This is a genomic window from Kitasatospora sp. NPDC097605 (assembly GCF_040302725.1).
Lineage (GTDB): Bacteria > Actinomycetota > Actinomycetes > Streptomycetales > Streptomycetaceae > Kitasatospora.
In genome coordinates this window covers 378,982-400,791 of record NZ_JBEOSF010000001.1, presented here as the reverse complement: position 1 = coordinate 400,791, position 21,810 = coordinate 378,982, and the positions used below count along the sequence as shown (strand labels likewise).

The window sequence follows — 21,810 nt, the reverse complement described above, 5'->3', positions numbered from 1 at the left end:
GAACACGCTGAACGACACCGACCTCACCGCCGCAATGCGGTCGCTGGCCGACCGGCTGGAAGCCGTACGCCGCACCCTGCCGGCCGTCGCCGACACCGGCCAACCGGCCGAGACGGCATGGCCGATGACCCATCTGGTCGGCATCGTCGCCGAGGCATCGGATGAGTACCTGTTCCGGGTCGCCGATCCCGAGGCCGACCGCACCGTGCTTGCCGCCTTCGCCACCGCAGTCGCCCAGAGCGGCCAGGCCTTGTCCTGCCTCGCCACCGCCTCGGAGATCCTCCTCGGCTCTCTGCCCGGCCGCACCGAGACCGCCCGGCACAGCCTCAACCGGGCGGACGACCTCTCCGCGCTCGCGGCCCGCGGTCTGATCACCATCGCCGACCGGCTCTCCTGCGCCGCCGCAGCACCGGCCATCCCGCTGCCCGCCGACGAACTCCACCGGCGCCGCACTGCACAGGCCACGGCCGCCATCGCCCGGTCCCGGATCGTCAGCGCCCAGCCCGCGAGCACCGGCCAGCCCGAACCCGCCACCCCCACCGCGCCGGTCATCCCCCTGCGCCGGGGACATTGAGACCCGGAGTCCGCCCTGACCACCGCGCACCCCACTTCGTGGGAACTCGCGGCGATGCTCGACGAGATCGCCGCCTCGTGGCCCGCCGTGCCCGCCCACGGCCCGCTCCCCGACCCGGCCACCGTCGGCCTACAACTGTTCGTCCTGGCCGGGCTCCATACCGGACTGACCCATACAGCCCTGCGGCCCCTCGACGCGTTCGCCGCGCCCGAGCAGGCCGCCGCCGCCCGACGCGAACGCCGGGCCACCACCCGAGCGGTGTCGATGACAACGGTGGCGCTGCAACGGATCAGCGAAGTCCTCGAACTCGCCGACACCCACCAGCTCGCACCAACCCCCCTCGCCTGCCAGCACGCCCAGTGGCTGTACCAGGAGGCCGCCCAGACGCTCTCCACGGCCGCCCGCGACCTTCGCGCCAACGGCCCCGCGCCCCGATCCGCCGCGAACCCGACCCGCCCGGCCGCCGCCGAAGCCGACCGCCCCTCCCGCGGAGCAGCCGCCCGCCTTCGGTCCGCCCTCACCCGCGCCTTCCGCTCCGGCCCCGAGGCAGCACGGCCCGGCCACCATCCCTCCACCACCGCCCCCTCCACGGCCAAGAGGCTCTAACCCACCTGGAGTCCGTTCCTGCCCTCCCACGACCGCCACCCGTCCACCACGCTGGCCACCGCCGCCGACCGAATACGCGTCGCCCGCACCGGCCTCGACCTTCTGCGCCGACCGAACGCCCTGCACACGGTGCCCGCGCACATCGAGGCGCTGCACCAGATCCACCGCACCGTCGTCGCCCTCACCTCCTCCCTCAGCGCTTCCCACCCTCCCGGCAAGGAGCCCGACCCTGCCGGTCTCGCCCTGCGGGACGCCGCCCTTGGACTCGCCGAGGCCGACCAGCACCTCCACGCCCTCCACCGCACCAACCGGTTCGACCACTCGACCAGCACGACCTACAGCGCCGACCCCAGCGCGCACCACTTGGCGCTGCGGAGGTCCGAGCTGGCGCTGGACCGGTCCGCCACCGGCCTGCACATGGCCGCCGGGCGCGCCGCTTCTCCTGCGCGGAGCAGCTTGCGTGCGGGCGCCGCCCGGGTGCGCTCCGCCCTGGCACGCCGCCCCGGTCCTGCCCGCGTTCAGCGCGCCGAGTCCGCCCCTGCCGCCGCCGTGGTGCCGGCCGCCCAGATCAGGGCGTCGCGATGACCGGTCTGCGTATCGGCTCCCTGTGCTCCGGCTACGGGGGCCTCGACCTCGGCGTTCAGTCCGTCCTCGGCGGCACGCTCGCCTGGCACGCCGACCCTGCCCCCGGCGCCGCCGCCATCCTGCGGCACCACTGGCCCGACGTCCCGAACCTGGGCGACATCGCCCAGGTGAACTTCAGCACGGTCGAGCCGGTGTGCGTCCTCCTCGCAGGGTTCCCGTGCACGGACCTCTCCGTTGCCGGGGCGCAGGCCGGTCTCGCCGAGGGCACCCGCTCCGGGCTGTGGCACACCATCGCCCGCGCCATCCGAACTCTCCGTCCCTGCTTGGTGATCCTTGAAAATGTCCGCGGCTTGCTCTCGACCTTCGCGCGCACCGATGGCGACATGGAGCGGTGTCCGTGGTGTCTGGGAGACACCGGAGATGAACATCATCTGCGGGCACTCGGTGCCGTACTCGCAGACCTGGCCGACCACGGGTTCGATGCGCGCTGGCAGGTGCTACGCGCCTCCGACGTCGGAGCCCCCCACCGCCGCGAACGCGTCTTCATCGCCGCCTGGCCTGCCGACGCCCCAGGCCCGGGACTTCAAGGGTCCGGACGCCGGCCGGGTGGACCTCGGCCACGTGGTCACGCTGCTGCTCACCCCGACCTCGAACCTCGGCCAGATCGGAGGCTCGCAGCACCCGGAGCGCAGGAAGGCCGGCGGCCACGGCCCGAACCTGAGCGACCTCGTGGAGCACCTGCTGCCGACCCCGAGAGCGAGCGACGGCACCAAGGGAGGCCCCAACCAGCGCGGGAGCCGGGGCGATCTGACCCTGCCGAGCGCGGCGGCCAGGCTCCGTCCGGCACCGGAGGCGGGCAGCACACGGCACCCGCCCGGCCACGGCCGCAACAACGCCGGCCCTCCGACCCAGCCGGAGCTGCCGATGTGGTCACCGGCGGAGGTGAACGCTGGGGCGAGTACGCCGCCGCCATCTTCCGCTGGGAGCGGGTAACCCGCCCGGCGCCCGAGCCGGTGGATTCCCGCGGCCGCCTCTCCCCCGAATTCGTGGAATGGGTGATGGGCCTCCCGCACGGCTGGGTGACCCAGATCACAGGACTTTCCAGGTCTGCACAGTTGACCGCTCTCGGAAACGGAGTTGTCCCTCAACAAGCGGCGCTTGCAACAGAGTTGCTGGCCTCCGATATTTCTCTTTGCCGAAGCCATTCTGCTCCCCGCGAGTGAATTCCCGGTGCCTATACCTCATCGGATATCTCACGGGCAAGGGATTGGCCGACGGGCAGAGTCGTATTCACCGACGCACGATCGATTCCCCGGGAGCCGCCCTTGTCCACCCCCACGCCCGCCGACCCGCCCGGCCGCCCGGCGGTCTCACCGGAGACCGCGGCCGAGTGGCGCGCGACCCTGGCCCGCCTCCAGGCGGAACGCGACTCGCTGGCCATCGTGGCCGAACTCCTCGCCGAGGAACAGGACGAAGCCGATCCCGCCGCCGAGCTCCTGGTCGAGGACCCCCTGGCCGCGCAGGCGGACGGCGAGCAACAGGAATCCGACCCGGTGTCGCTGACCGTCCTCGCCTTCGACGACGACGCGCTGGCCGCCGAAGTCGCCACGATGGTGCCGTGGGTCGACCACATCCTGCTCGGCGTCTACGGACAGGAGATCACCAGCGGCAGGCCGTGGTGCGCACGGTGGCCCGAGCACGACGAGGCGCTGGCCCGGATCCACCACTGCTGGCTGGCCTGGCAGGAGCTGACCGACTCCCGCTCCGGCGCCACCGGACCGAGCGTATGGCAGCGCGACCACCTGGAGCCGCTGCTGCTCAAACTCCGCGCGGCGGACGGTCCGTTCGGCGCGTGCACCACCAACCCGGACCACCCGCACCACCGGCTGCTGCCGCATCCGCCGCACACCGACCCGGACTCCCTGCCCCAGCCCGGGGTGCCCCGCATCTCCGTCTAGACCGAGGACCGCCCGTGACCGCCGCCCTGCTCGACTTCGATGCCCACCCGGCGGCGCTCATCGACCTCGACCAGCTGCCACAGGAACTGCAGGACGCGGCCGTCGGCCACCTGCGCCGCCTGATCCGCTGCCAGCAGCGCGGGCCTGTCCTCGGCCGGCGCGGCCTGTGGGACCTGACCGGCTGCCGCCGGATCTACCTCGACCGCGACCGGTGCTGGCGCCTGGTCTACCAGGAGCGGCCGCCCCACGCCGCCTCCGGCTGCGGCGCGATCTACCTGCTCGCCGCCGGACGTCGCAGCGGACACCAGGTCTACAACACCGCCGCGCGCCGCCTGCAGCTGCTCACCGCCCTGCCCGCGGCCTGACCCGCCCGCCTCCGCCCGTCTTCCTACCCGCGAAGGACCAGCATGCCCACCGCGCCCTCCCCCCTTGCCCAGGCCCAGCACATCCAGGCCGCCATCTCGGTCCTCGGCCCGCCGAACACCATCTCGCTCCTGCGCCTGCTCAAGCTCGCCGACGGCACCCGGCCGCTGTCCGAACTGGCGGACAAGTCCCGCGGGATGACCGACGCCCAGCTGGAGCGGCGGCTCGACGCGATGGAGGAGAACGGGCTGATCACCCGCAGCCAGGAAGCCGGCACCACCTTCGTCTCCGCCACCCGGGCGGGACGCGAGGCCGTGGCGTGCATCCAGATCCCCGTCACCCGCTGGTCCTCGGCCCACCAGGGCGTCCCGGAGCACGGGACGGGTCCGGGCGCCTACACCGAGCAGGCGCTCGGCACGCTCAACCGCACCAACACGGTCGCCACCGTCATGGCCCTGGCCGCCTACGGGGAACCCGCCTACCCCAGCGAAATCCTCGACGACGCCCTGCCGGCCGCCATGAACCCGAGCAACCTCTACCTGCGACTCCAGCAACTGGAAGCCGACGGCCTGGTCGAACGCACCGGCGAGCCGCGCAACTACATGTACGGGCTGACCACGGCCGGCAAGGCACTGGCCGACCCGCTGCAGGCCATCAGCCGCTGGGCCCAGCGCCACCTGCCCAAGCCACCGCGCGCCGATACCACCGTCCGCCGGGCCGACGCCCGCAGCACCGCTCCCGCCGCGTCGTCCCCGGCGGCGCGTCCGGCCGCCGTGGGGCCGTCGCCTGCGGCACCGGCGAGGGCAGGTGCGCTGGTTCCGGCGGCGCCGGGCCCGGTGGCCGTTGCGCAAGCTGTGGCTTCGCCGTCGCAGCAGGCCGCCGCCCGCGCCAAGGCCGCCTCGCTCCGGTCGGCGACCTCCGCGCTGGTCTTCAGCGACCAGGCCCCGGCGCAGCCGACCCCTGTCATCTCCAACTCGACTGCCGCCAAGCGGCGCTGAGGACCCCTATGGACTCCACCACCAGTTCCGCCCCGCCCGCCCGCGCTCCCCGGGCCCGCCGGCCTCACGGTCTCGCTCCCAAGCCCCGGGTCGCTCCTTCCCTGCCGAATGCCCCCTGGGCCACCCGGATCGTCGGTGTCCGTCCCCCCTATCTCGCCCTCGGCTCGTACTCCTCGGTGGTGCGGGCCCGCCGGGTGCTGCAGGAGGCGCAGTGGGCCGGTAGCGCCCAGGGCTTCGACCAGGCCTTTTCCCACGGCGGCATCCAGGTGCTGCTGCACGACCCCGCCGACCAGGCGTACCAGCGGGAGGCGCTCATCGCTCACGGCCCGGGCTGGCACGCCACGTTCAGCGCCCAGACCCCCGACGAGGTCCTCGCCTCGGCGGCCGAGGCGCTGGTCGAGGCAGCGGCGGCCGGCACGGACGGGGCGTCCGACCGCTGCGACCTCGATGAGGCGCTCTACTGCCTGTCCGAGGCCGGTTGGGACGGCGCGGACACCCGCGACGGGGCTATCGTGCGGATCACCTCTCCGGACCACCTCGCGGAGATCCTGTGCCCCCCGGACCAGCAGGCGTGGCTGGTCACCGCCGGCATGGACGGCGAGGGCTGGGAGGCCGAACTCGTCGGCGACTGCCCGGATGCGCTCGTGGAGAGCGTGATCGGCTGCCTCGCCGCCGAGTCCCCCGCCCGCCGCCGCACCTCCGACCTACCGACGGCACTGCGCCGCTACCTGGAGATCGGGCCGGACCCCTACCGCTCCGACGCGGCCCGCGAGACCTCACCGGCCGCCAGGGCCGCCGCTCCCGCCGCCCTCGTCATCACCCCGGCCCAGAGCCCGGCCGCCGCAGCCCGGAGGAGCCGTTGACCACCGCCCGCCAGGAGGCGACCGCGCTGCTGACCGCCGACCTCCAGGAGGGGTCGGAGCAGGTCCAGGCCCTCGCCCGCACCCTCGATCTGCCCCACCGCGCCCCGGACCCGGTCCGGCTACTCAGCCGCAACCTACTGTCCGTCCTGGTGCACCTCGCCACCGTCAGCGCCTCGGCCGCCGCCGTAGTGGACGCCGCCGACCCACCCACCGGCGCCCACCTGCGCGCGCTCTCGCGCATCGAGCAGGCCCAGCAGGCCCTGCTGTCGGCCGGCGGCTCGATGGCCACCGTCCTCGACCAACTCGCCGACCCCGACAGCACCATCACCGACACAGCCGGGCTCGTGCAGGCCGGGCGCCTGCGCGCCGCCGCGCTGCTCACCAGCGCCAGCGCCCACCTCGGGGCCGCCACCGCAACGCTGCGCGCCGCCCCGCCCGGCTAATACCCCCCGCCCCACCCGGAGACCCCGCCGCCCGCATGCACCCCGCTTCCACCTCCCAGCCCCACCCCACCACCCGCGACGTCCTCGCCCGCCCCCACGTGCCCGCACTGCTCACCGGCACCCTCGTCGGACGGCTGTCCACCGCGATGGCGCCCCTCGCTCTGCTGCTCGCCGTACGCGCCGCAGGCGGGCCGGTCATGCTCGGGGCCGCCCTCGCCGCCCTCTACGCACTGGCCAGCGCCGTCGGCCAGCCGCTGCTCGGCCGTGTCGTCGACCGCACGCGGCTGGGAATCGTCTCGGCCCTCGCGGCGAGCGTGGCGTTCACGGCGTTCAGCGTGCTCGCCGCGACCGATCTGGCCGCCCGGCCGCTCACCGCCGCAGCGCTCGCCGTACTCGCCGGTGCTGCAACACCGCCGCTGGAGGCCGGACTTCGCGCACTGTGGCCGCGGCTCGTGCCCGACCCGGCCGAGCAGCGGGTGGCCTTCACCCTGGACAGCGTCAGCCAGGAGATCGTCTTCGTCGCCGGGCCACTGGCCGCCACCGCACTGTGCGAACTCCTCTCTCCGGCAGCCGCGTTGTGGGCGTGCGGGGTCGTCGGCGGCATCGGCGCGGGCATCGTCGCCACCCGCCCGCCCGCCGACTGGCCGCCGGCCGAGCGGCGCGAGGTCCACTGGAGCGGACCTCTGCGCTCGCGCGGCCTGCTCGTCCTGCTCGCCGCGATGCTCTGCCTCGGAGTCAACCTCGGCGCCTTCAACGTCCTGGCCATCGCACTTGCCGACCGGACCGGTGCCGGCTGGCTCACCGGGCTGCTGCCCGCCGCGCTGTCCGTCGGCAGCCTGCTGGGCGGCATCGCCTACACCCGCTCCCCCTGGCCGCTCCCCCCTCAGCACCAGCTGCTCGCAGCGGCCGGCGGGTACGCGGCCTGCTTCGCGCCGCTGCTGTTCACCACCGTCCCGCTGGCGGCCGTCGCCTTCGCCGTCGCGCCCGGCCTCTACCTCTCCCCGCTGCTCGCCATCGGCTTCCAACTCGCTGATCGCCTGGCCCCGGCCGGCACCGCCACCGAGGCCGCGGCCTGGCTGGTCGCGGTCGTCGGCGTCGGCCAGGCACTGGGCACCGCCGCCGCCGGCCGCCTCGCCGAGCACGGCACGGCGTCCGTCGCCACCCTGGCGGTGTTCGCCGCCGTCCTGGCCGCGGCCGTCCTCCTCCCCCGCATTGACCTGCTCAACCCCCGCCCCACCACCTCTCAGGAGACCAGCGCTTGACCACCAGCACCACCGCCGCCGCCCGCATCCGCATCGTCTGGGACTGGAACGGCACCGTCCGCGATGACCTGTCCGACCACGTCGCCGCGCTCAACGCGACTCTTCCCGCTCTTGGCGGTCGGCCGGTCAGCGTCGACACCTACCGAGCCCAGCACCGGGTGCCGATCCGCTCGTTCTACGACCACCTCCTCGGCCGTTCGATCAGCGATGAGGAGTGGGCCAGCAACGACGCCGCGTTCCTCGCCGTGCTCGGCCAGAGGCCGGTGAAGCTGCGCTCGGGTATCCGGCAGGTGATGCTGGGCCTGCGCGCCCGCGGGATCGGGCAGTCCCTGCTCTCCCTCGCCCCGCACGAGCGGCTGCTCCACGAGGTACGGCAGGTCGGTATCGCCGGGCTGATGGACCGCATCGACGGCCGCGTCGGCCCCTCGGTCTCCACCAAGGCACCGGCCCTCGCCGCCCACCTCGCCGCCCTCGGCCCCGGCATCGACCCGGCCACCGTCATCGTCATCGGCGACAGCGCCGACGACGCGGTCGCCGCCCGCGCGGTCGGCGCCGTCCCGGTCCTGCACACTGGCGGCCTGCACTGCCCCGAGCGCCTGGCCACCGCCGGCGCCCCGCTGGTGGACACCCTGGCCGAAGCCGTCGAGACCGGCCTCGCCGCCATCGCCGCCCGCGCGGCGGCGACGCGGTGAACCAGCCCTCCGACACGCCCAGGCCCGCGTCGGCCGATCCGACAACGATCGGCACCGCGATGGTCCTCAAGGAGTTCGACGTCGGCCGCCTCAGGGACATACCGGGCGGGCGCGACGACGAAGGTGGCCTGCTAGGCAGTTCGGCATCCGAGGTCCTCCGTGTTGCGCGCCGCCTCGACCACGTCCAGCAGGGCATGGTCACCACCGCCCGCAGTATCCGCGGAGATGTGCAGCGCGTGATCGACGGCCTCGACGCCGACATGCCGCTGACCACCGGCGTGATCGGCACCAGCGCCCACGCGCTCGACCTCCTGTGCGCACGCCGCGCCGAGCTCCACCAAAGACTGGACCGCCTCATCGGGCTACACCAATTGCTGGCCGCCCGGATGCCGGCCGAGCCCGCCGCACCGGACCGTGCGCCCACGCGGCAGCGCGCGGCTGAACCGTCCCGACCGATAAGGCTGAGTGCTTCCCAGCGCCTGGCCCTCGACGCCGTCGCGCGCGGCGAGGTCACCGTCCATTCGATGAGCGTCCGTCAGGGTCGGCGCGTCATCAGCCCAGGAATGCGCGTCAGCGCCGTGTCCGTCACCTGGCTGATCGACCGCAAGCTCGTCGAGCACGACCGGAGCAGGTCCCTGTACCAGGGGCAGAAGCTTCGCCTCACGCCCGCCGGAGCCCGGGTCCACGCCACCCTCGCCGGGACCGCCCACGCGGAGGCGGCATCCCCGTCCGCCGCGACGCCGGACGCGGCTCAGGTCGCCGGCATCGATCCGGTCCGCACAGGAAGGCCGGCACGATGACCACCACCGGGCCGGCCACGGGCCCGGCACCCGCCACGCTGGTCGGCGGTGCCCCGGCGTTCGCCGGGCGCCTGCTCGTCCTGGAGCGCCTGGGCCTGGACACCTACGGCCTGGCCGACCGGCACACCGAGCCGGGGGAGCTGCGTAGCCTCGCCCTGCTGCTGGCGCGGCAGGCGGAGCGGCTCGACGACGCCGACCAGGAACTGCGCCGCCAGGCCGACGTCGCGATCCGGCGTCTGGAGCGGACCCGCAGCGGGGACCACCGGGACACCGAGCAGTGGGGCCTGCTGGCGTCCCTCGGCCGCGACATCGAGGCGCTCGCCGCCCGCTACCACCTCGCTGTCGAACACCTCGTCATGGCCGTCCACTTCTACCGCCAGGCCGCCGAATCACCTGCCGCCAGAGCCACCGCCGCCCGCACTGCGGCCTCCCGGATCCGGACCTCCACGACCGTTCCCGTGGCCGGGGTGGAGACCGCCGCAGCATTGCCCGCCACCGTGTCGCCCCCCGCCCGCGGCCGGTGACCAACTGCCCCCGATCGACCATCCCCGTTCCCCGCCCCGACAGGGTCCGGAACCCCGATCCTTGGACGACCACCTGACCGCCCTGCCCACCTCGCACACCCAGCAGGCCCTTCAGCTGCTGTCCGCGCCCGGCACCGTGCGCGTATTCTTCGACGCCCGCTACCACGAACTGCCCGCCGAATCCCGGCCCACCGACTTCCCCGCCGACGACAGCATGAGCGCCGCCGACGTGCGGGAGCACCTGCGGCGCCTGCAGACCGCCCGGCTGCTCGCCCATACGGGCTGCTACGACATCGAGCGACAGACCACCACAAAGATCGCCGGGGAACTGGCTCCAGTGTGGACGAGCGCCTACCTCACCGCCCGGTCCCTCGGCCTCGCCCGGCCCGACGAGCACACCGCGGTGCCGATCGAGACCGTGCTTCGCCTGGCCGCCGACCCCAGCCTCACCGCACCGCGCTCCCTGTCCGACCAGCCGGCGACGCACCGCGAGCTGGCCGCCCGGCTCACCTTCGCCGGCGCCGTCGACCTGGCCGCCCAGCTCCCCGAGGACACACCGCTACTCCCCGGGCAAGGCCTCTCCCACAGTGCGGCGAACCGCGCACTGTTCCACCTGCGGACCCTGTACACCAGGCTCCACGCCTGGCACGAGAACTACGTCCGACACGGCTGGGCACCGACGTCGAGCACGCGCGGCTGTCGGCCCATCGCCACAGCGCCTGGCACCGGCACTCCCACACTGTTCCCCGCCCCGGCCATCGACCCTGCGGCCCGCAGGACGCCGCGCCGATGACCGGAAGCGAGCCCGACGGCAACATCATCGGACTGGCCGGACTCGAACCCGCCACCGTGGACGACCTCACCGCCGCGCAGGTCCTGCTCCATTGCGGCCTCACCCTCGACCCCGAGCACGAGAGCGGTCTGGCCGCCAGCAGCTACCTCGGCACCGACCGGACCATGGTCCTGGCCGCCCGCGTCACCCGCGACCAGCAGGCCGGCACCTACACGGTGCGCCTGCACCGGGCAGCCGACCCCGCCGCCGGCCGGGCCTGGCTGCGCGCCCAGGAGGGCGCGCGGCCCGCCGTTCCCGCAGAGCGCCGCACCGCCGCCCTCGCCAGCAGTACCGCCCGCATGTCCCCGCCCGCCACCACCGCCCCCGTGCCGAAGCCCGCCGACCCGCCGCGCCCGCACGGCCGACGGTGTTGAACCGGCACGACACCACGGAGCCCTTCATCGCCCAACCCACCGCCGACCTCGGCATCGCCGACCTTCAGCCACGCGACGCGGCCAGCACCGCCAACGCAGAGTACCTCGGCGTCATCGAGCCCGGGCTGATACCGCTGACCGAACAGCCCTCATCCGCTCGGTCCACCCCGCCACCGACACCTGCGGAGACGGCCAAGGTCGGTGGGGACATCCGTTCCGCCATCGCGCGCCGGTGAGCGCCGTCCCGGGTGACACCCTGCCCCGAACCGCCCACGAAGCCGTCCTCGCCGCCGCCACCGACCCCGATCACCTCCTTCCCGCCACCGTCCATGGACGGACCCTGCGGTATCTGGCCGACCACGGACTCGCGTGGCTCCGGCCGCTGTCCAGCGGCCACCGCTTCACCTACGACCAGGCCCACGCCGTCACCGTCCACCTCACCGAGAACGGCCGCCAGTACGCCCTCCGCCACGGCGCCCCCGCACCGCGACGGCGAGCGGTCATCGTGGCCTGCGGCAACCGCAAGGCCACCACCGACGCACAGACATGGCTGCCCGCCGGGAAGCTCTACACGGGCAGCTACCACCGCGCACTGCGCCGCGCCGCCGACGCCCTGACCAGCCATTGGGGCACCGTCCTCATCCTCTCCGCCAAACACGGCCTGGTACGCCCCGACCGCCTGCTCGGCCCCTACGACATGGCCATCACCGACACCGCGGCCGTCACCAGCGAGCACCTGCGACAGCACGCCGAGGCGTTCGACCTCCCCAACGCCGAGGTGGTGTTCCTCGGCGGAACCAGCTACGCGGACGTGCTGCGCCCTGCAGTACCGCACAGCGTGCTGCCGCTGGCCGGAACGCGCGGCATCGGCGAACAGCTGAGCCGGCTCCGGGAGTACTACGACCCGGCAGGCTCGGACCGGCGGGCGGCATGCTGGGAACAGGCCGAGGCCCGGGCGGAACAGGGCCTAGCGGAGCGCACGACCACACGGCTCCAACCAGACGTCGCTGCGGCCGGAACGATTGGACGCCCGACAACGCCGGCCGCCGCGCAGTACCTCACCGCCTCCACCGGCCGCAGGACCGCAGCAATCACCCGATCGCTGCCCGTTCGCGCCGCTGCGGGCACCACGGTGCCGGCGGGCCGCCCGGGCTCCGTTCCACGTCCCCCAAGCCCCACGCAGCGGTGAGACCCCGCAGGCCCCTGCACCGCCGAGTCCCGCACCCCCGGAACACGGCTGGCACTGGCCGCCCAAGCCCTCCCAGCCCCGAATCACGGAGAAGTCCTGACCTCGCATCCTCTCGACTCCGTCGCCAACGTCAAGGCCAGCGCTGCGACACTGCACGAACTCGCCGATCACCTCACCACAGTCGGCACCGATCAGCTCGGCCAACTCCTTGAATTCCTCTTGGAGGACGGCGGCCTGCTCCACGCCGCCGAGCGGCTTGTCGCCCATGCCTGTACCGCAGTCGACCGCTACCTCGACGAGACTCGCCCCGGCCCGGACTCCGTCTCCGCGTACACGCTCATGCATGCCCTGGCCAGGATCGACGAGGGCCTGCACGACCACCGCATGGAGGCGCTCGAGTTCCTGCCGACGGCCCGCACCCTCGTCGTCCAGGGGCCCTCGCCCGTCCACGAGGCAGCGGCGCCAGCAGAGCGCACATCCCAGCCGTTCGTGACGATCCGGCACACCAACACCGGCGAGATCACCACCACCGGCTACAACGCCGCAGCCCGGCGGATCTTGCTTCAGGCCGGCTTCGAGGAGACTCCTGGCTGCGCCTGCCCAGCGACGGAAACCAGCACGGACCGGACGCGCGGGCCCGCTCGGCAGCCAGCGAGCTGCTCGCCGCCGGCCACCCCGTGTGCCTGCACCGAGCACTCCGCCAGCCGGTGAGCGCCGACGGGGCGCCCCTGCCGGGCACGCCCGTACAGACCAGCGACAAGATCTCCCACGCCGCCCGGCCCAGCCGGGGGCCGGGCCCCCAGCTGGGCCGGGCGGACCCCGTGAGCGGGCCGACCTCGCCCCCACGGTCCCGGTGATCCTCCCGCCCCTGACCTCCGACGGCTGTCCCTGCCCGCTTCGGTGACCGGCGGGGGCGCCCGGACCGGCCCGAACCCACCAGCAACCTCGCGGTGATCGTGCCCCTGCTCCTGGAGACCTCCTTGCCTACCGACACCGACATCGACCCGCTGGTCGTCACCGACCGGGAGGTCACCGTCGTCGGCCCCGTCACCGATCGCGCTGCCGCCGCTAGCGCCAGCCGCGCCCCGAATGGTCCTGCGGCACCTCAACGTCCCCCGAGAACACCGGAGAATGCCATCACCGACGTCAATGAGCCACTCCTCGCCATTGACGAGGCCCTCCAGGTCGAGGACCTCGAAGCCCACACCGAGGAGGACAAGCGCAGGTGGTGGGAGTTCGCGTACGAGCGGAACGTCGGCGTCCTGGCCGTGCAGAACACCACCAACCCGCACGCACCGCTGCTGACGGACTCCTACCTCGTCGTCCACGACGGCACCATGACCTGGAACATCCCCGGCTCGGAACAGCTCGCCGGAATCCACGTCCGACGCGACCTCGGCGCCGGAACGTTCCGGCTTGAGTACCAGCGGGCGCCGATCGTGGCGCTCGCGCAGAACTGGCTCGTCTCCCGCGGCGCCGACCTCGGCCAGGTGACACCGAACCACGAGTGGCTTCCGACCTGCGACCAGCCCAGCCGCGAACTGGAGCAGCGGCTCGCCCAGGCCGGCGACAGGTACTGGATCGCGAACTCGTACACCTCCGACCTCGTCCTGGACCCCGCCCACTCTTCGGGCGGCCCACCCAGCAGCAACGAGGACCTGGTCTACGACTTCAACACCTGGATCATCGCCGAGGACCAGCGGCCCGCAGCCGGCGAACACCCCGTCCGGGTGTTCTACGAGGACGTCGACTACCCCGGCCGCACCTACACCCTGCGGGAGGGCGGCTTCCCGGACCTCGATGCGGCCTACGAGTGGACCCGGCGCGCTGGCGCGCCGGACAACCCCCTGCCGCCCATCGGGATCGAGAGCGCCCGCAGCGCTGCGGCCCGCGCCACCAGCCCCGCCGCCGCTGCCAGCCCTGCCGCGGCCGTGGCTCCGGTCCCGCCCACCACCAATAACCAGACCGCCACCCGCCCCCGCACCCGGTGACGGCCCGCCCCCAGGAATGCCAACTCTGGCCACACGCCGCCCCGTTGGAGGATCATCGCTTTGACCACACCCGGACCGCCCGTCAAAACAGCACACGCCAAGCCTGGCGAGCTGCGGGCCAAGGTGGCCCGAATGTTGGCCGACCGTCCGACGGACCCGCTCACCATCGGGGAAATCTCCAAGGCACTGGGCCACTCCCACGGTGCTGTCCAGCAAGCGGTCACGACCCTCGTGCGACGCGGCGAGGCCGATCAGCTCGGCACCGGAAAGCAGTTCCGCGCGAACGGGAAGACGGCCGCCGCCGCGCAGACCGCGGTGATCAGTCCACCGGGCACCCACTCTCCCCGCGCCCAGGCGGCAACGGCCCGCACGACCGCTCCCGCACCGGCCGCGCCGAATCAGGTCGGCCCGATCCGCCGCGCTGGGGGGCAGCTCTACCACCCCCGGGAGCTGGCCGACTTGCCCGACGTCGAGGCGCTGGCTCGCCTGCGCGACGCCGATGTGCCGGTGCTGCTCTACGGCCCCCCAGGCACCGGCAAGACCTCCCTGGTGGAGGCGGCGTTCCCCGACCTGCTCACCGTCGCCGGCGACGGCGACACCACGGTCGGCGACCTGATCGGCGAGTACACGCAGGAAGACGGCGGCAACTACGTCTTCCAGTACGGTCCGCTGGTCACCGCGATGACCGAGGGCCGCGCCCTGCTGATCGACGACGCCACCCTGATCTCACCGAAGGTCCTGGCCGCGCTCTACCCGGCCATGGACGGGCGCCGCCAGATCCAGGTCAAGGCCCACAAGGGCGAGACCATCAAGGCCGAGCCGGGCTTCTACATGGTGGCGGGCCACAATCCGGGCGTGCACGGCGCCGTTCTCACGGAGGCGCTCGCGAGCCGGTTCAGCGTGCAGATCCAGGTCGGCACGGACTACGACCTCGCCCTGGCCCTGCGGATCGACGCTCGGGTGGTCCGGGTCGCCCGGCACCTCGCCGCCCAAGTCGAGCTCGGAGAGCTGGGCTGGGCCCCCCAGCTGCGGGAGCTGCTCAGCTACCAGAAGACCGAGGCCGTCCTCGGCACCAAGGCCGCGCTCGCGAACCTGGTCGGCATCGCACCCATCGAGGACCGCGACGCCGTCGCCGCCGCCGTCAGCAAGATTGCCGGCGTCAAGCAGGTCGCCCCCCTCACCCTCGGCCGGCAGCTCTCCGCCGCGACCACTTCCGCCGCCCAGCCGCACCCGGGCAGCACCGGCCCCGCGCACCGGCGCCGCCCGCGATGAGCGCCCACCACCACATCCAGCCCTCCACCATCACGCCCGACGACGACGCCGACCTCGCACGCTGGGACGACGACGGCGCCCCACCCGCACAGCCCCCTTCCTCCCCGGCCGCGTGGCTACGCGTGGGAGCCGAACTCGGCGACCGACTGGTCGCCCTGTCCGGCCGCCAGGACCTGCTCGTCACCTGCCGCCCCGGCACCCGCAGCGGCGCACCGGCCGCCTACTTCCCCCGCCTGGCGGAGATCGAGTTCGACTCCGGTCTGTTCGCCCCCCTCCAACCCCACGAGATCCACCCCCGGATCGTGGGCGACGAGGAGCGCTATCCCGCCGCCTGGGGAGTTTTCGTTCACGAGGCCGCCCACGCCGCCCACTCCGCGTGGGAACAGCCCGACGACGCGGATGCCCGCGTCGTCGAGGCCGCGCTCCTGTTGGAGGAGAGCCGTGCCGAAGGCGCCCACTTGGTCAGGCGGCCCACCGACCGCGCGTACCTGCGCACCAGCGCCCGCACCCTGGTCATGCCCGACATCGCCAACCCCAGCGTCCAGGGCATCGAGCACGCCGCCGGTGTGGCGGCCCTGATCCTCGGCCGCCGGGACGCCGGCATTCTGGACGCCGGCGAGACCAGGGCCGTCGCCGACCTGTGTGAAAGGGTCCTGGGCACCGACCTGTTGGCCACCCTCACCGGCATCTGGACCGCCGCCCACCGGTGCGCCGACTACGACGCCACCACCATGCTCGCGCACGGCCAGGACTGGTGCGACGCCCTGGACACCGCTGCCCCCGCCCTGCCCGTGCCGAAGGACCTCACCGACCTGCTGTCCGCCGCCGCGGCGGTCGTCATGGACAGCATGGACGCGAACAACGCCGCCGACCTCGCGGCACAAGCCGCCGCCACCAACGCCGTGGCCGCGCGGTCCAGGGCACAGGCTCAAGGCCGTGCCCAGGAGGCCGGCCAGCGACGCAAGGCCGCCGCCACCGCCAAGTCGGTCTTCAACCCCCGCGGCACCACCGTCAGCCCCGACGGCACACCGGCGCCCTACGGCAACCCGATCACCGGCACCCGCAAGCCCACCGCCGCCGAGCAGAGCGCCGCAGCGCGCCTGAGCCGCGCCCTTCGCGCCGCCGCCTACCGCGAGCGCACCGAGGAGCGGAGCACCAGCCCCACCCCGCCCGGCCGCCTCAACATGCGCCAGGCCCTCGCCCGCGACGCCCAGCGCGCCGCCGGGGCGGTGCCCACCGCAGAGCCGTTCACCCAGACCCGCCGCCGCCACTCACCCGCCCCACCGCTACGAGTGGGCATCGCCGTCGACGTCTCCGGCTCCATGAGCGCCGCCTGCAAACCCGTCGCGTCCGCGGCCTGGATCGTGGCCCGTGCAGCGGCCCTGACCGACCCCGACTCCCGCACCTCCACCATCGCCTACGACATGCATCTGACCGCACTGACCCGACCCACCCACCGGGCGCCAGAACGCGTAACCAACTTCGATGCCCGCGGCGCCAGCCACAACCTGGGCGACGCCATCGACGCGCTCGACCACGGTCTCGACCTCGGCCGCCCCGGCACAGGCCGCCTCCTCGTGATCGTCACCGACGCCCGCTACCGCAGCGACGAAACCACTCAGGCCGTCACCCGCATCAAGCGCCTCACCGCCGCCGGCTGCGCCGTGCTCCAGCTCACCCTCAGCGCGAACTCCATCCACCTGCCAGGGACCACCCTGCTCCACCTGCCCCGCCCCTCCAGCGCTCCCGCCGCGATCGCCAAGGCCGCCACCGACGCCATCCGCAGAACACGCTGAGATGCCGCTACACCACCACGACGAGACGTAGAGGCCCCTGTCCGCCAGCCTCGCCATCGTCACCGAGACGAGTGGTCCACCACCGAACATGTCCGGTCTCGGCGAAGTTGGCGGAGGCCGACGCCGTGACCTGCGGTCCGCCAACTACACCGCCCCTCCGACGGGCGGCCTTGTCGCAGTGATCATGGCACTTTGTCGGTGCCGTCTGCGGAGATCACCACGAGCAGGGCCGCAGCCGGGGACCAGCGGTCCCGACTGCGGCCCTGTGAGGGTAGGTGGCGGTCAGCAGGCGCCGGTGGAGCAGGACGACTGCGGTGCGGTGCCCAGGGTGATGAGCTGGGGGGCGGCCGGGGTGGCGCAGCAGCCGCCTTCGGTGTCCTGCTGGGCGTCGGGCTGGTCGAAGAGTCCGGCGCCGCCGCAGACGCCGGTCTCGGGGAGGGTGAGTTCGACGCGCCGGGCGGCGTCGTGGTCGCCGGCGAGGTGGGCGGCGACGGAGCGGACCTGCTCGTAGCCGGTGAGGGCGAGGAAGGTGGGGGCGCGGCCGTAGGACTTCGCGCCGACGAGGTGGACGCCCTGTTCGGGGTGGGAGAGCTCGTTGACACCGTGCGGGTAGACGGTGCCGCAGGAGTGCTGGTTGGGGTCGATCAGCGGGGCGAGCGCGGTCGGGGCCTGGAGGCGCTCGTCGAGACCGAGGCGCAGCTCGCCGAGGAAGGACAGGTCGGGGCGCAGGCCGGTCAGGACGATGACCTCGTCCAGGTCCTCGGTGCGGGTGCCGTCCTCGGCGACGAGGGCGAGCCGGCCGTCGGTGTTCTTCTCGATGGCGGCGGTGCGGAAGCCGGTGAGGGCGGTGGCGTGGCCGTTCTCGACGGCGGCCTTCGCGGCTTGGCCGAGGGCGCCGCGGGCGGGGAGCTGGTCGGCGGTGCCGCCGCCGAAGGTGGAGCCGGTGATGCCGCGGCGCAGGACCCACACCGTGTGGGTGCCGGGTTCGGTCTTCGCGAGGTGGGCGAGGGCGGCCAGGGCGGTGAACGCGGAGGCGCCGGAGCCGATGACGGCGGTGCGCCGGCCCGCGTACCGGGAGCGGACGGCGGGGTCGTCGAGGTCGGGGACGCGGTAGGAGAGGTGGTCGGCGTTGGCGTGCTCGCCGAGGGCGGGCAGGCCGTCGGCGCCGGCCGGGCTGGGGGTGTTCCAGGTGCCGGAGGCGTCGATGACGGCGGCGGCGGTGATCCGCTCCTCGTGGCCGTCGGCGTGGGTGAGGTGGACGGTGAAGGGCTGCTCGTCGCGGCCGGAGTCGACGATCCGGTCGCGGCCGGCGCGGGCGACGCCGGTCACCCGGGTGTTGTAGCGGACGCGGTGGCCGAGGGCGTCGGCGAGGGGCTGGAGGTACTGCTCGGCCCAGTCGGCGCCGGTGGGGTAGGCGGCCGGGTCGGGGCGGGTCCAGCCGGTGGGGGCCAGCAGCGTCTCGGCGGCGGGGTCGACGAGTTCGGCCCAGGTGGAGAACAGCCGCACGTGGCCCCACTCGCGCACCGCGGCTCCGGCGGCGGGCCCGGCTTCGAGGACCAGGGCGTCGAGGCCGCGCCGGGTGAGGTGGGCGGCGGCGGCCAGGCCGATCGGGCCGGCGCCGATGACGAGGACGGGCAGGCCGGTGGCAGAGGTCATGGCGGTGGTCTCCTTCGGAACGGGCGGGTGACGGTTCGACCGGACCCGCCTGATTCGACAAACGTCGATGCGCTGACGATCTCGACCTTGCCACCCCGGATCGACAGGTGTCAACATAGACGCATGTCGAATCTGGAGTTGCCGGTCCTGGAGGCCGAGGCCGTGCCGTGCTGCGCGCCGCTGTCCTCGGCGGAGCTGTCCGTCGGGGACTCGGTGACGATGGCGGCGATGTTCAAGGCGCTCGGCGACCCGGTGCGGCTGCGGCTGTTCTCGAAGGTCGCCTCCGCCGAGGGCGGGGAGGCGTGCGTGTGCGACATCCAGGACGTCGGGGTGTCCCAGCCGACGGTCTCCCACCATCTGAAGAAGCTGCGCGAGGCCGGGCTGCTGACCTCCGAGCGGCGCGGGACCTGGGTGTACTACCGCGTCGCCCCGTCGGTGGTGGCCGGCATGGCCGCGCTGCTCGACCTCGACCGCTGATGCCCGACCCGCGCCACCGGCCTGCTCCCCGCGCCCTTCCCGCCCTCGCCCCGATGCTGCCCGAGCACGCCGAACAGGTCCTGGCGGTCTACCGGGCCGGGATCGAGGAGGGCAACGCCACCTTCGAGACCGAGATCCCGCCGTGGGAGGCGTTCGACGCCGCTCGCCTGCCCGGCCACCGGCACGTCGCGCTCGGCGCCGACGGCCGGGTGCTGGGCTGGGCCGCGGTGAGCGCGGTCTCCTCCCGTCCCGCCTACGCCGGGGTGGTCGAGCACTCCGTCTACGTCCACCCCGACGCGCGGGGCCGGGGTGTCGCCGGCGCGCTGCTGGCCGCGCTGATCGACTCCACCGAGCAGGCCGGGATCTGGACGATCCAGTCCTCGGTGTTCCCGGAGAACACCGCCAGCCTCGCCCTGCACGCCCGCGCCGGGTTCCGCGTGATCGGCACCCGCGAGCGCGTCGCCCGCCATCACGGTCGCTGGCGCGACACCGTGCTGATCGAGCGCCGCAGCCCCGCCGTCCACTGACCGGCCCCGGCGAGCGCAGACGGGCCCGCCCCCGATCTGGGGGCGGGCCCGTCTGCCGCGGCGGTCGTCGGTCAGCTTGCCGGGGTGAACTTTCGGCGCCAGGCCAGCGAGACGTAGACCAGGGCGATCAGGACGGGCACCTCGATCAGGGGGCCGACCACCCCGGCGAGGGCCTGGCCGGAGGTGACGCCGAACGTGCCGATCGCGACCGCGATGGCGAGCTCGAAGTTGTTGCCGGCCGCGGTGAACGCGAGGGTGGCGGTGCGGTCGTAGGCGAGGCCGAGCCCCTTGCCGAGCGCGAAGGTGCCGAACCACATGAGCGCGAAGTAGACCAGCAGCGGCAGCGCGATCCGGGCGACGTCCAGCGGCTGCGAGGTGATCGTCCTCCCCTGGAGGGCGAAGAGGATCACGATCGTGGACAGCAGCCCGTACAGGGCCCAGGGGCCGATTCTCGGGAGCAGGCCGCTCTCGTAGCGTTCGCGGCCGAGCTTCCTCTCGCCGAGGCGGCGGGTCATGAACCCTGCGACGAGCGGGACGCCGAGGAAGACGACGACGTTGAGCGCGATCTTCCACATCGAGACGTCCAGGTGCTCGCCCTCGCCGAGACCCAGCCAGCCGGGCAGCAGGTCGAGGTAGAACCAGCCGAGCACGCCGAACATGACGACCTGGAAGACGCTGTTGAGCGCGACGAGGACGGCGGCGGCCTCGCGGTCGCCGCAGGCGAGGTCGTTCCAGATGATCACCATGGCGATGCAGCGCGCCAGGCCGACGACGATCAGCCCGGTGCGGTACTCGGGCAGGTCGGCGAGGAAGATCCAGGCCAGGGCGAACATCACCGCGGGCCCGACGATCCAGTTGATCACCAGCGAGGAGGCCATCAGCTTCCGGTCGCCGGTGACGGTGTCGAGGCGGTCGTAGCGGACCTTCGCCAGCACCGGGTACATCATGACCAGCAGCCCGAGCGCGATGGGCAGGGAGATCCCGCCGATCTCGACCTTGGCGAGAGCGTCGTTCAGCCCGGGGATCAGCCGGCCCAGGCCCAGGCCGACGGCCATCGCGACGAGGATCCACACCGCGAGGTAGCGGTCGACGAAGGACAGCTTCCCGGCCACCGACGCCGCCTCGGGCCCGGCCTGGGCGGCGGGTTCGGTGCGGGGCATCAGCAGGACCTCTTCACGTCGGCGTTCGCGCGGGCGGTGGCGGCGAGGTCGGCGAACTGCGCGGACAACGTCTCCAAGGCCTCCGGCTTGAGCCGGTAGTACGTGAAGCGCCCGCACGGCTCGGTGTCCACCACCCCGGCGTCCCGCAGCACCTTGAGGTGGTTGGAGAGGTTGGTCTGGCGGGCGCCGGTCTCCTCCACCAGGTGCGTGGTGCACAGGGTCTCGCGGGCCAGCAGGGTCACGATCCGCAGCCGCAAGGGGTCGGACAGCGCTCGCAACAGTTCAGTGTCGACTGACATCACCATGGGCTGATACTTTCACATCAGCCGGGACTGACACCAGCGACAGCTGACACGTCCTGCGGTTGCCGCCGTGGCCGCCCCGGTCCGGATGCCCGACCCGAACGAAGGACCGCCCACTGATGACCGCCGCGCCGCTCGCCTCCGTGCTGTTCGTCTGCGTCCACAACGCTGGCCGCTCCCAGATGGCCGCCGGCTTCCTCACCCACCTCGCCAGGGACCGCGTCGAAGTCCGCTCCGCCGGCTCCGCCCCCGGCCACGAGGTCAACCCGGCCGCCGTCGCCGCCATGGCCGAGCTGGGCATCGACATCTCCGACCAGAAGCCGAAGGTCCTCACCGCCGAGGCCGTCCAGGCGTCCGACTACGTGATCACCATGGGCTGCGGCGACGCCTGCCCGTACTTCCCCGGCAAGAAGTACCTCGACTGGAAGCTGGAGGACCCGGCCGGCCGAGGCCTCGAAGCGGTCCGCCCGATCCGCGACGCCATCAGGACCCTGGTCGAGGGCCTGGTCGCCGAGATCAACGCCAAGCACGCGGCCAACTGACCGAGCCCTGGCTGCAGCCGGACC

Annotated in this window: 27 protein-coding genes and 1 pseudogene; 25 read left to right on the top strand and 3 right to left on the bottom strand. The window is 73.5% G+C overall.

The window, feature by feature from the left end; translation table 11 throughout:
- Positions 1 to 34 precede the first annotated feature (34 nt).
- The 22 genes and pseudogenes from ABTX81_RS01810 to ABTX81_RS01705 all read left to right on the top strand — a co-directional run bounded on the left by ABTX81_RS01810 (position 35) and on the right by ABTX81_RS01705 (position 17,122).
- Complete coding sequence (locus ABTX81_RS01810; RefSeq protein ID WP_350540927.1) at positions 35 to 574, top strand: hypothetical protein; 540 nt, start codon at positions 35 to 37, stop codon at positions 572 to 574.
- A gap of 54 nt (positions 575 to 628) precedes the next feature.
- Positions 629 to 1,180: a hypothetical protein gene (locus ABTX81_RS01805; protein ID WP_350540926.1), complete on the top strand. Its 552-nt coding sequence runs from the start codon at positions 629 to 631 to the stop codon at positions 1,178 to 1,180.
- 129 nt (positions 1,181 to 1,309) lie between these two features.
- Positions 1,310 to 1,765, top strand: a complete 456-nt coding sequence (locus tag ABTX81_RS01800) for a hypothetical protein (RefSeq protein ID WP_350540925.1) — start codon at positions 1,310 to 1,312, stop codon at positions 1,763 to 1,765.
- Positions 1,762 to 2,262 (top strand): annotated as a pseudogene (locus tag ABTX81_RS01795) (DNA cytosine methyltransferase); the annotation flags it as partial. The gene ABTX81_RS01800 and the pseudogene ABTX81_RS01795, both read left to right, overlap by 4 nt.
- A 109-nt stretch (positions 2,263 to 2,371) precedes the next feature.
- Positions 2,372 to 2,758, top strand: coding sequence for a hypothetical protein (locus ABTX81_RS01790; RefSeq protein WP_350540924.1), 387 nt, complete (start codon positions 2,372 to 2,374; stop codon positions 2,756 to 2,758).
- Between the two features lie 332 nt (positions 2,759 to 3,090).
- A complete protein-coding gene (locus ABTX81_RS01785; RefSeq protein ID WP_350540923.1) occupies positions 3,091 to 3,723 on the top strand; it encodes a DUF4913 domain-containing protein in 633 nt (210 codons plus the stop codon).
- 14 nt (positions 3,724 to 3,737) lie between these two features.
- Positions 3,738 to 4,088: a hypothetical protein gene (locus ABTX81_RS01780; protein ID WP_350540922.1), complete on the top strand. Its 351-nt coding sequence runs from the start codon at positions 3,738 to 3,740 to the stop codon at positions 4,086 to 4,088.
- A gap of 42 nt (positions 4,089 to 4,130) precedes the next feature.
- Complete coding sequence (locus tag ABTX81_RS01775; RefSeq protein ID WP_350540921.1) at positions 4,131 to 5,084, top strand: winged helix-turn-helix transcriptional regulator; 954 nt, start codon at positions 4,131 to 4,133, stop codon at positions 5,082 to 5,084.
- An 8-nt stretch (positions 5,085 to 5,092) separates the two neighbouring features.
- Positions 5,093 to 5,947 (top strand): DUF317 domain-containing protein, encoded by an 855-nt coding sequence (locus tag ABTX81_RS01770; protein ID WP_350540920.1) that lies wholly within the window; start codon positions 5,093 to 5,095, stop codon positions 5,945 to 5,947.
- Positions 5,944 to 6,390: a hypothetical protein gene (locus ABTX81_RS01765; RefSeq protein ID WP_350540919.1), complete on the top strand. Its 447-nt coding sequence runs from the start codon at positions 5,944 to 5,946 to the stop codon at positions 6,388 to 6,390. Before ABTX81_RS01770 ends, ABTX81_RS01765 begins: the two co-directional genes overlap by 4 nt.
- 35 nt (positions 6,391 to 6,425) lie before the next feature.
- The gene (locus tag ABTX81_RS01760; RefSeq protein ID WP_350540918.1) at positions 6,426 to 7,652 is read left to right on the top strand and encodes an MFS transporter; all 1,227 of its coding nucleotides are present in this window, start codon (positions 6,426 to 6,428) and stop codon (positions 7,650 to 7,652) included.
- Positions 7,649 to 8,344 (top strand): HAD family hydrolase, encoded by a 696-nt coding sequence (locus ABTX81_RS01755; RefSeq protein WP_350540917.1) that lies wholly within the window; start codon positions 7,649 to 7,651, stop codon positions 8,342 to 8,344. The genes ABTX81_RS01760 and ABTX81_RS01755 overlap by 4 nt, the downstream gene beginning before the upstream one ends.
- Positions 8,341 to 9,144 carry a hypothetical protein gene (locus ABTX81_RS01750; RefSeq protein ID WP_350540916.1) on the top strand — a complete coding sequence of 268 codons (804 nt, stop codon included), beginning with the start codon at positions 8,341 to 8,343 and terminating at the stop codon, positions 9,142 to 9,144. Before ABTX81_RS01755 ends, ABTX81_RS01750 begins: the two co-directional genes overlap by 4 nt.
- The gene (locus tag ABTX81_RS01745; protein ID WP_350540915.1) at positions 9,141 to 9,668 is read left to right on the top strand and encodes a hypothetical protein; all 528 of its coding nucleotides are present in this window, start codon (positions 9,141 to 9,143) and stop codon (positions 9,666 to 9,668) included. Before ABTX81_RS01750 ends, ABTX81_RS01745 begins: the two co-directional genes overlap by 4 nt.
- Before the next feature lie 61 nt (positions 9,669 to 9,729).
- Positions 9,730 to 10,461 carry a hypothetical protein gene (locus ABTX81_RS01740; RefSeq protein ID WP_350540914.1) on the top strand — a complete coding sequence of 244 codons (732 nt, stop codon included), beginning with the start codon at positions 9,730 to 9,732 and terminating at the stop codon, positions 10,459 to 10,461.
- Positions 10,458 to 10,874, top strand: a complete 417-nt coding sequence (locus tag ABTX81_RS01735) for a hypothetical protein (RefSeq protein WP_350540913.1) — start codon at positions 10,458 to 10,460, stop codon at positions 10,872 to 10,874. Before ABTX81_RS01740 ends, ABTX81_RS01735 begins: the two co-directional genes overlap by 4 nt.
- Positions 10,871 to 11,110 (top strand): hypothetical protein, encoded by a 240-nt coding sequence (locus tag ABTX81_RS01730; RefSeq protein WP_350540912.1) that lies wholly within the window; start codon positions 10,871 to 10,873, stop codon positions 11,108 to 11,110. The genes ABTX81_RS01735 and ABTX81_RS01730 overlap by 4 nt, the downstream gene beginning before the upstream one ends.
- Positions 11,107 to 12,063, top strand: coding sequence for a DUF6884 domain-containing protein (locus ABTX81_RS01725; protein WP_350540911.1), 957 nt, complete (start codon positions 11,107 to 11,109; stop codon positions 12,061 to 12,063). The genes ABTX81_RS01730 and ABTX81_RS01725 overlap by 4 nt, the downstream gene beginning before the upstream one ends.
- Before the next feature lie 489 nt (positions 12,064 to 12,552).
- The gene (locus tag ABTX81_RS01720) at positions 12,553 to 12,774 is read left to right on the top strand and encodes a hypothetical protein (protein WP_350540992.1); all 222 of its coding nucleotides are present in this window, start codon (positions 12,553 to 12,555) and stop codon (positions 12,772 to 12,774) included.
- Positions 12,775 to 13,043: 269 nt separating this feature from the next.
- Complete coding sequence (locus ABTX81_RS01715; RefSeq protein ID WP_350540910.1) at positions 13,044 to 14,054, top strand: hypothetical protein; 1,011 nt, start codon at positions 13,044 to 13,046, stop codon at positions 14,052 to 14,054.
- A 123-nt stretch (positions 14,055 to 14,177) separates the two neighbouring features.
- A complete protein-coding gene (locus ABTX81_RS01710) occupies positions 14,178 to 15,326 on the top strand; it encodes an AAA family ATPase (RefSeq protein ID WP_350540909.1) in 1,149 nt (382 codons plus the stop codon).
- A complete protein-coding gene (locus ABTX81_RS01705; protein WP_350540908.1) occupies positions 15,323 to 17,122 on the top strand; it encodes a VWA domain-containing protein in 1,800 nt (599 codons plus the stop codon). Before ABTX81_RS01710 ends, ABTX81_RS01705 begins: the two co-directional genes overlap by 4 nt.
- Positions 17,123 to 17,404: 282 nt before the next feature.
- On the opposite strand, the gene ABTX81_RS01700 is transcribed toward ABTX81_RS01705, so the two are convergent.
- Positions 17,405 to 18,778: an FAD-dependent oxidoreductase gene (locus ABTX81_RS01700; protein ID WP_350540907.1), complete on the bottom strand. Its 1,374-nt coding sequence runs from the start codon at positions 18,776 to 18,778 to the stop codon at positions 17,405 to 17,407.
- 123 nt (positions 18,779 to 18,901) lie between these two features.
- On the opposite strand from ABTX81_RS01700, the gene ABTX81_RS01695 reads away from it, so the two are divergent.
- Entirely contained in the window at positions 18,902 to 19,255 is a 354-nt protein-coding gene (locus ABTX81_RS01695) for an ArsR/SmtB family transcription factor (protein ID WP_350540906.1), read from the top strand.
- Positions 19,255 to 19,782, top strand: coding sequence for a GNAT family N-acetyltransferase (locus tag ABTX81_RS01690; protein WP_350540905.1), 528 nt, complete (start codon positions 19,255 to 19,257; stop codon positions 19,780 to 19,782). The genes ABTX81_RS01695 and ABTX81_RS01690 overlap by 1 nt, the downstream gene beginning before the upstream one ends.
- 71 nt (positions 19,783 to 19,853) lie before the next feature.
- On the opposite strand, the gene arsB is transcribed toward ABTX81_RS01690, so the two are convergent.
- Entirely contained in the window at positions 19,854 to 20,942 is a 1,089-nt protein-coding gene (gene arsB, locus ABTX81_RS01685; RefSeq protein ID WP_350540904.1) for an ACR3 family arsenite efflux transporter, read from the bottom strand.
- Complete coding sequence (locus ABTX81_RS01680; protein ID WP_350540903.1) at positions 20,942 to 21,247, bottom strand: ArsR/SmtB family transcription factor; 306 nt, start codon at positions 21,245 to 21,247, stop codon at positions 20,942 to 20,944. Before ABTX81_RS01680 ends, arsB begins: the two co-directional genes overlap by 1 nt.
- A gap of 116 nt (positions 21,248 to 21,363) precedes the next feature.
- On the opposite strand from ABTX81_RS01680, the gene ABTX81_RS01675 reads away from it, so the two are divergent.
- The gene (locus ABTX81_RS01675) at positions 21,364 to 21,786 is read left to right on the top strand and encodes an arsenate reductase ArsC (protein WP_350540902.1); all 423 of its coding nucleotides are present in this window, start codon (positions 21,364 to 21,366) and stop codon (positions 21,784 to 21,786) included.
- The last annotated feature ends 24 nt before the right edge of the window (positions 21,787 to 21,810 follow it).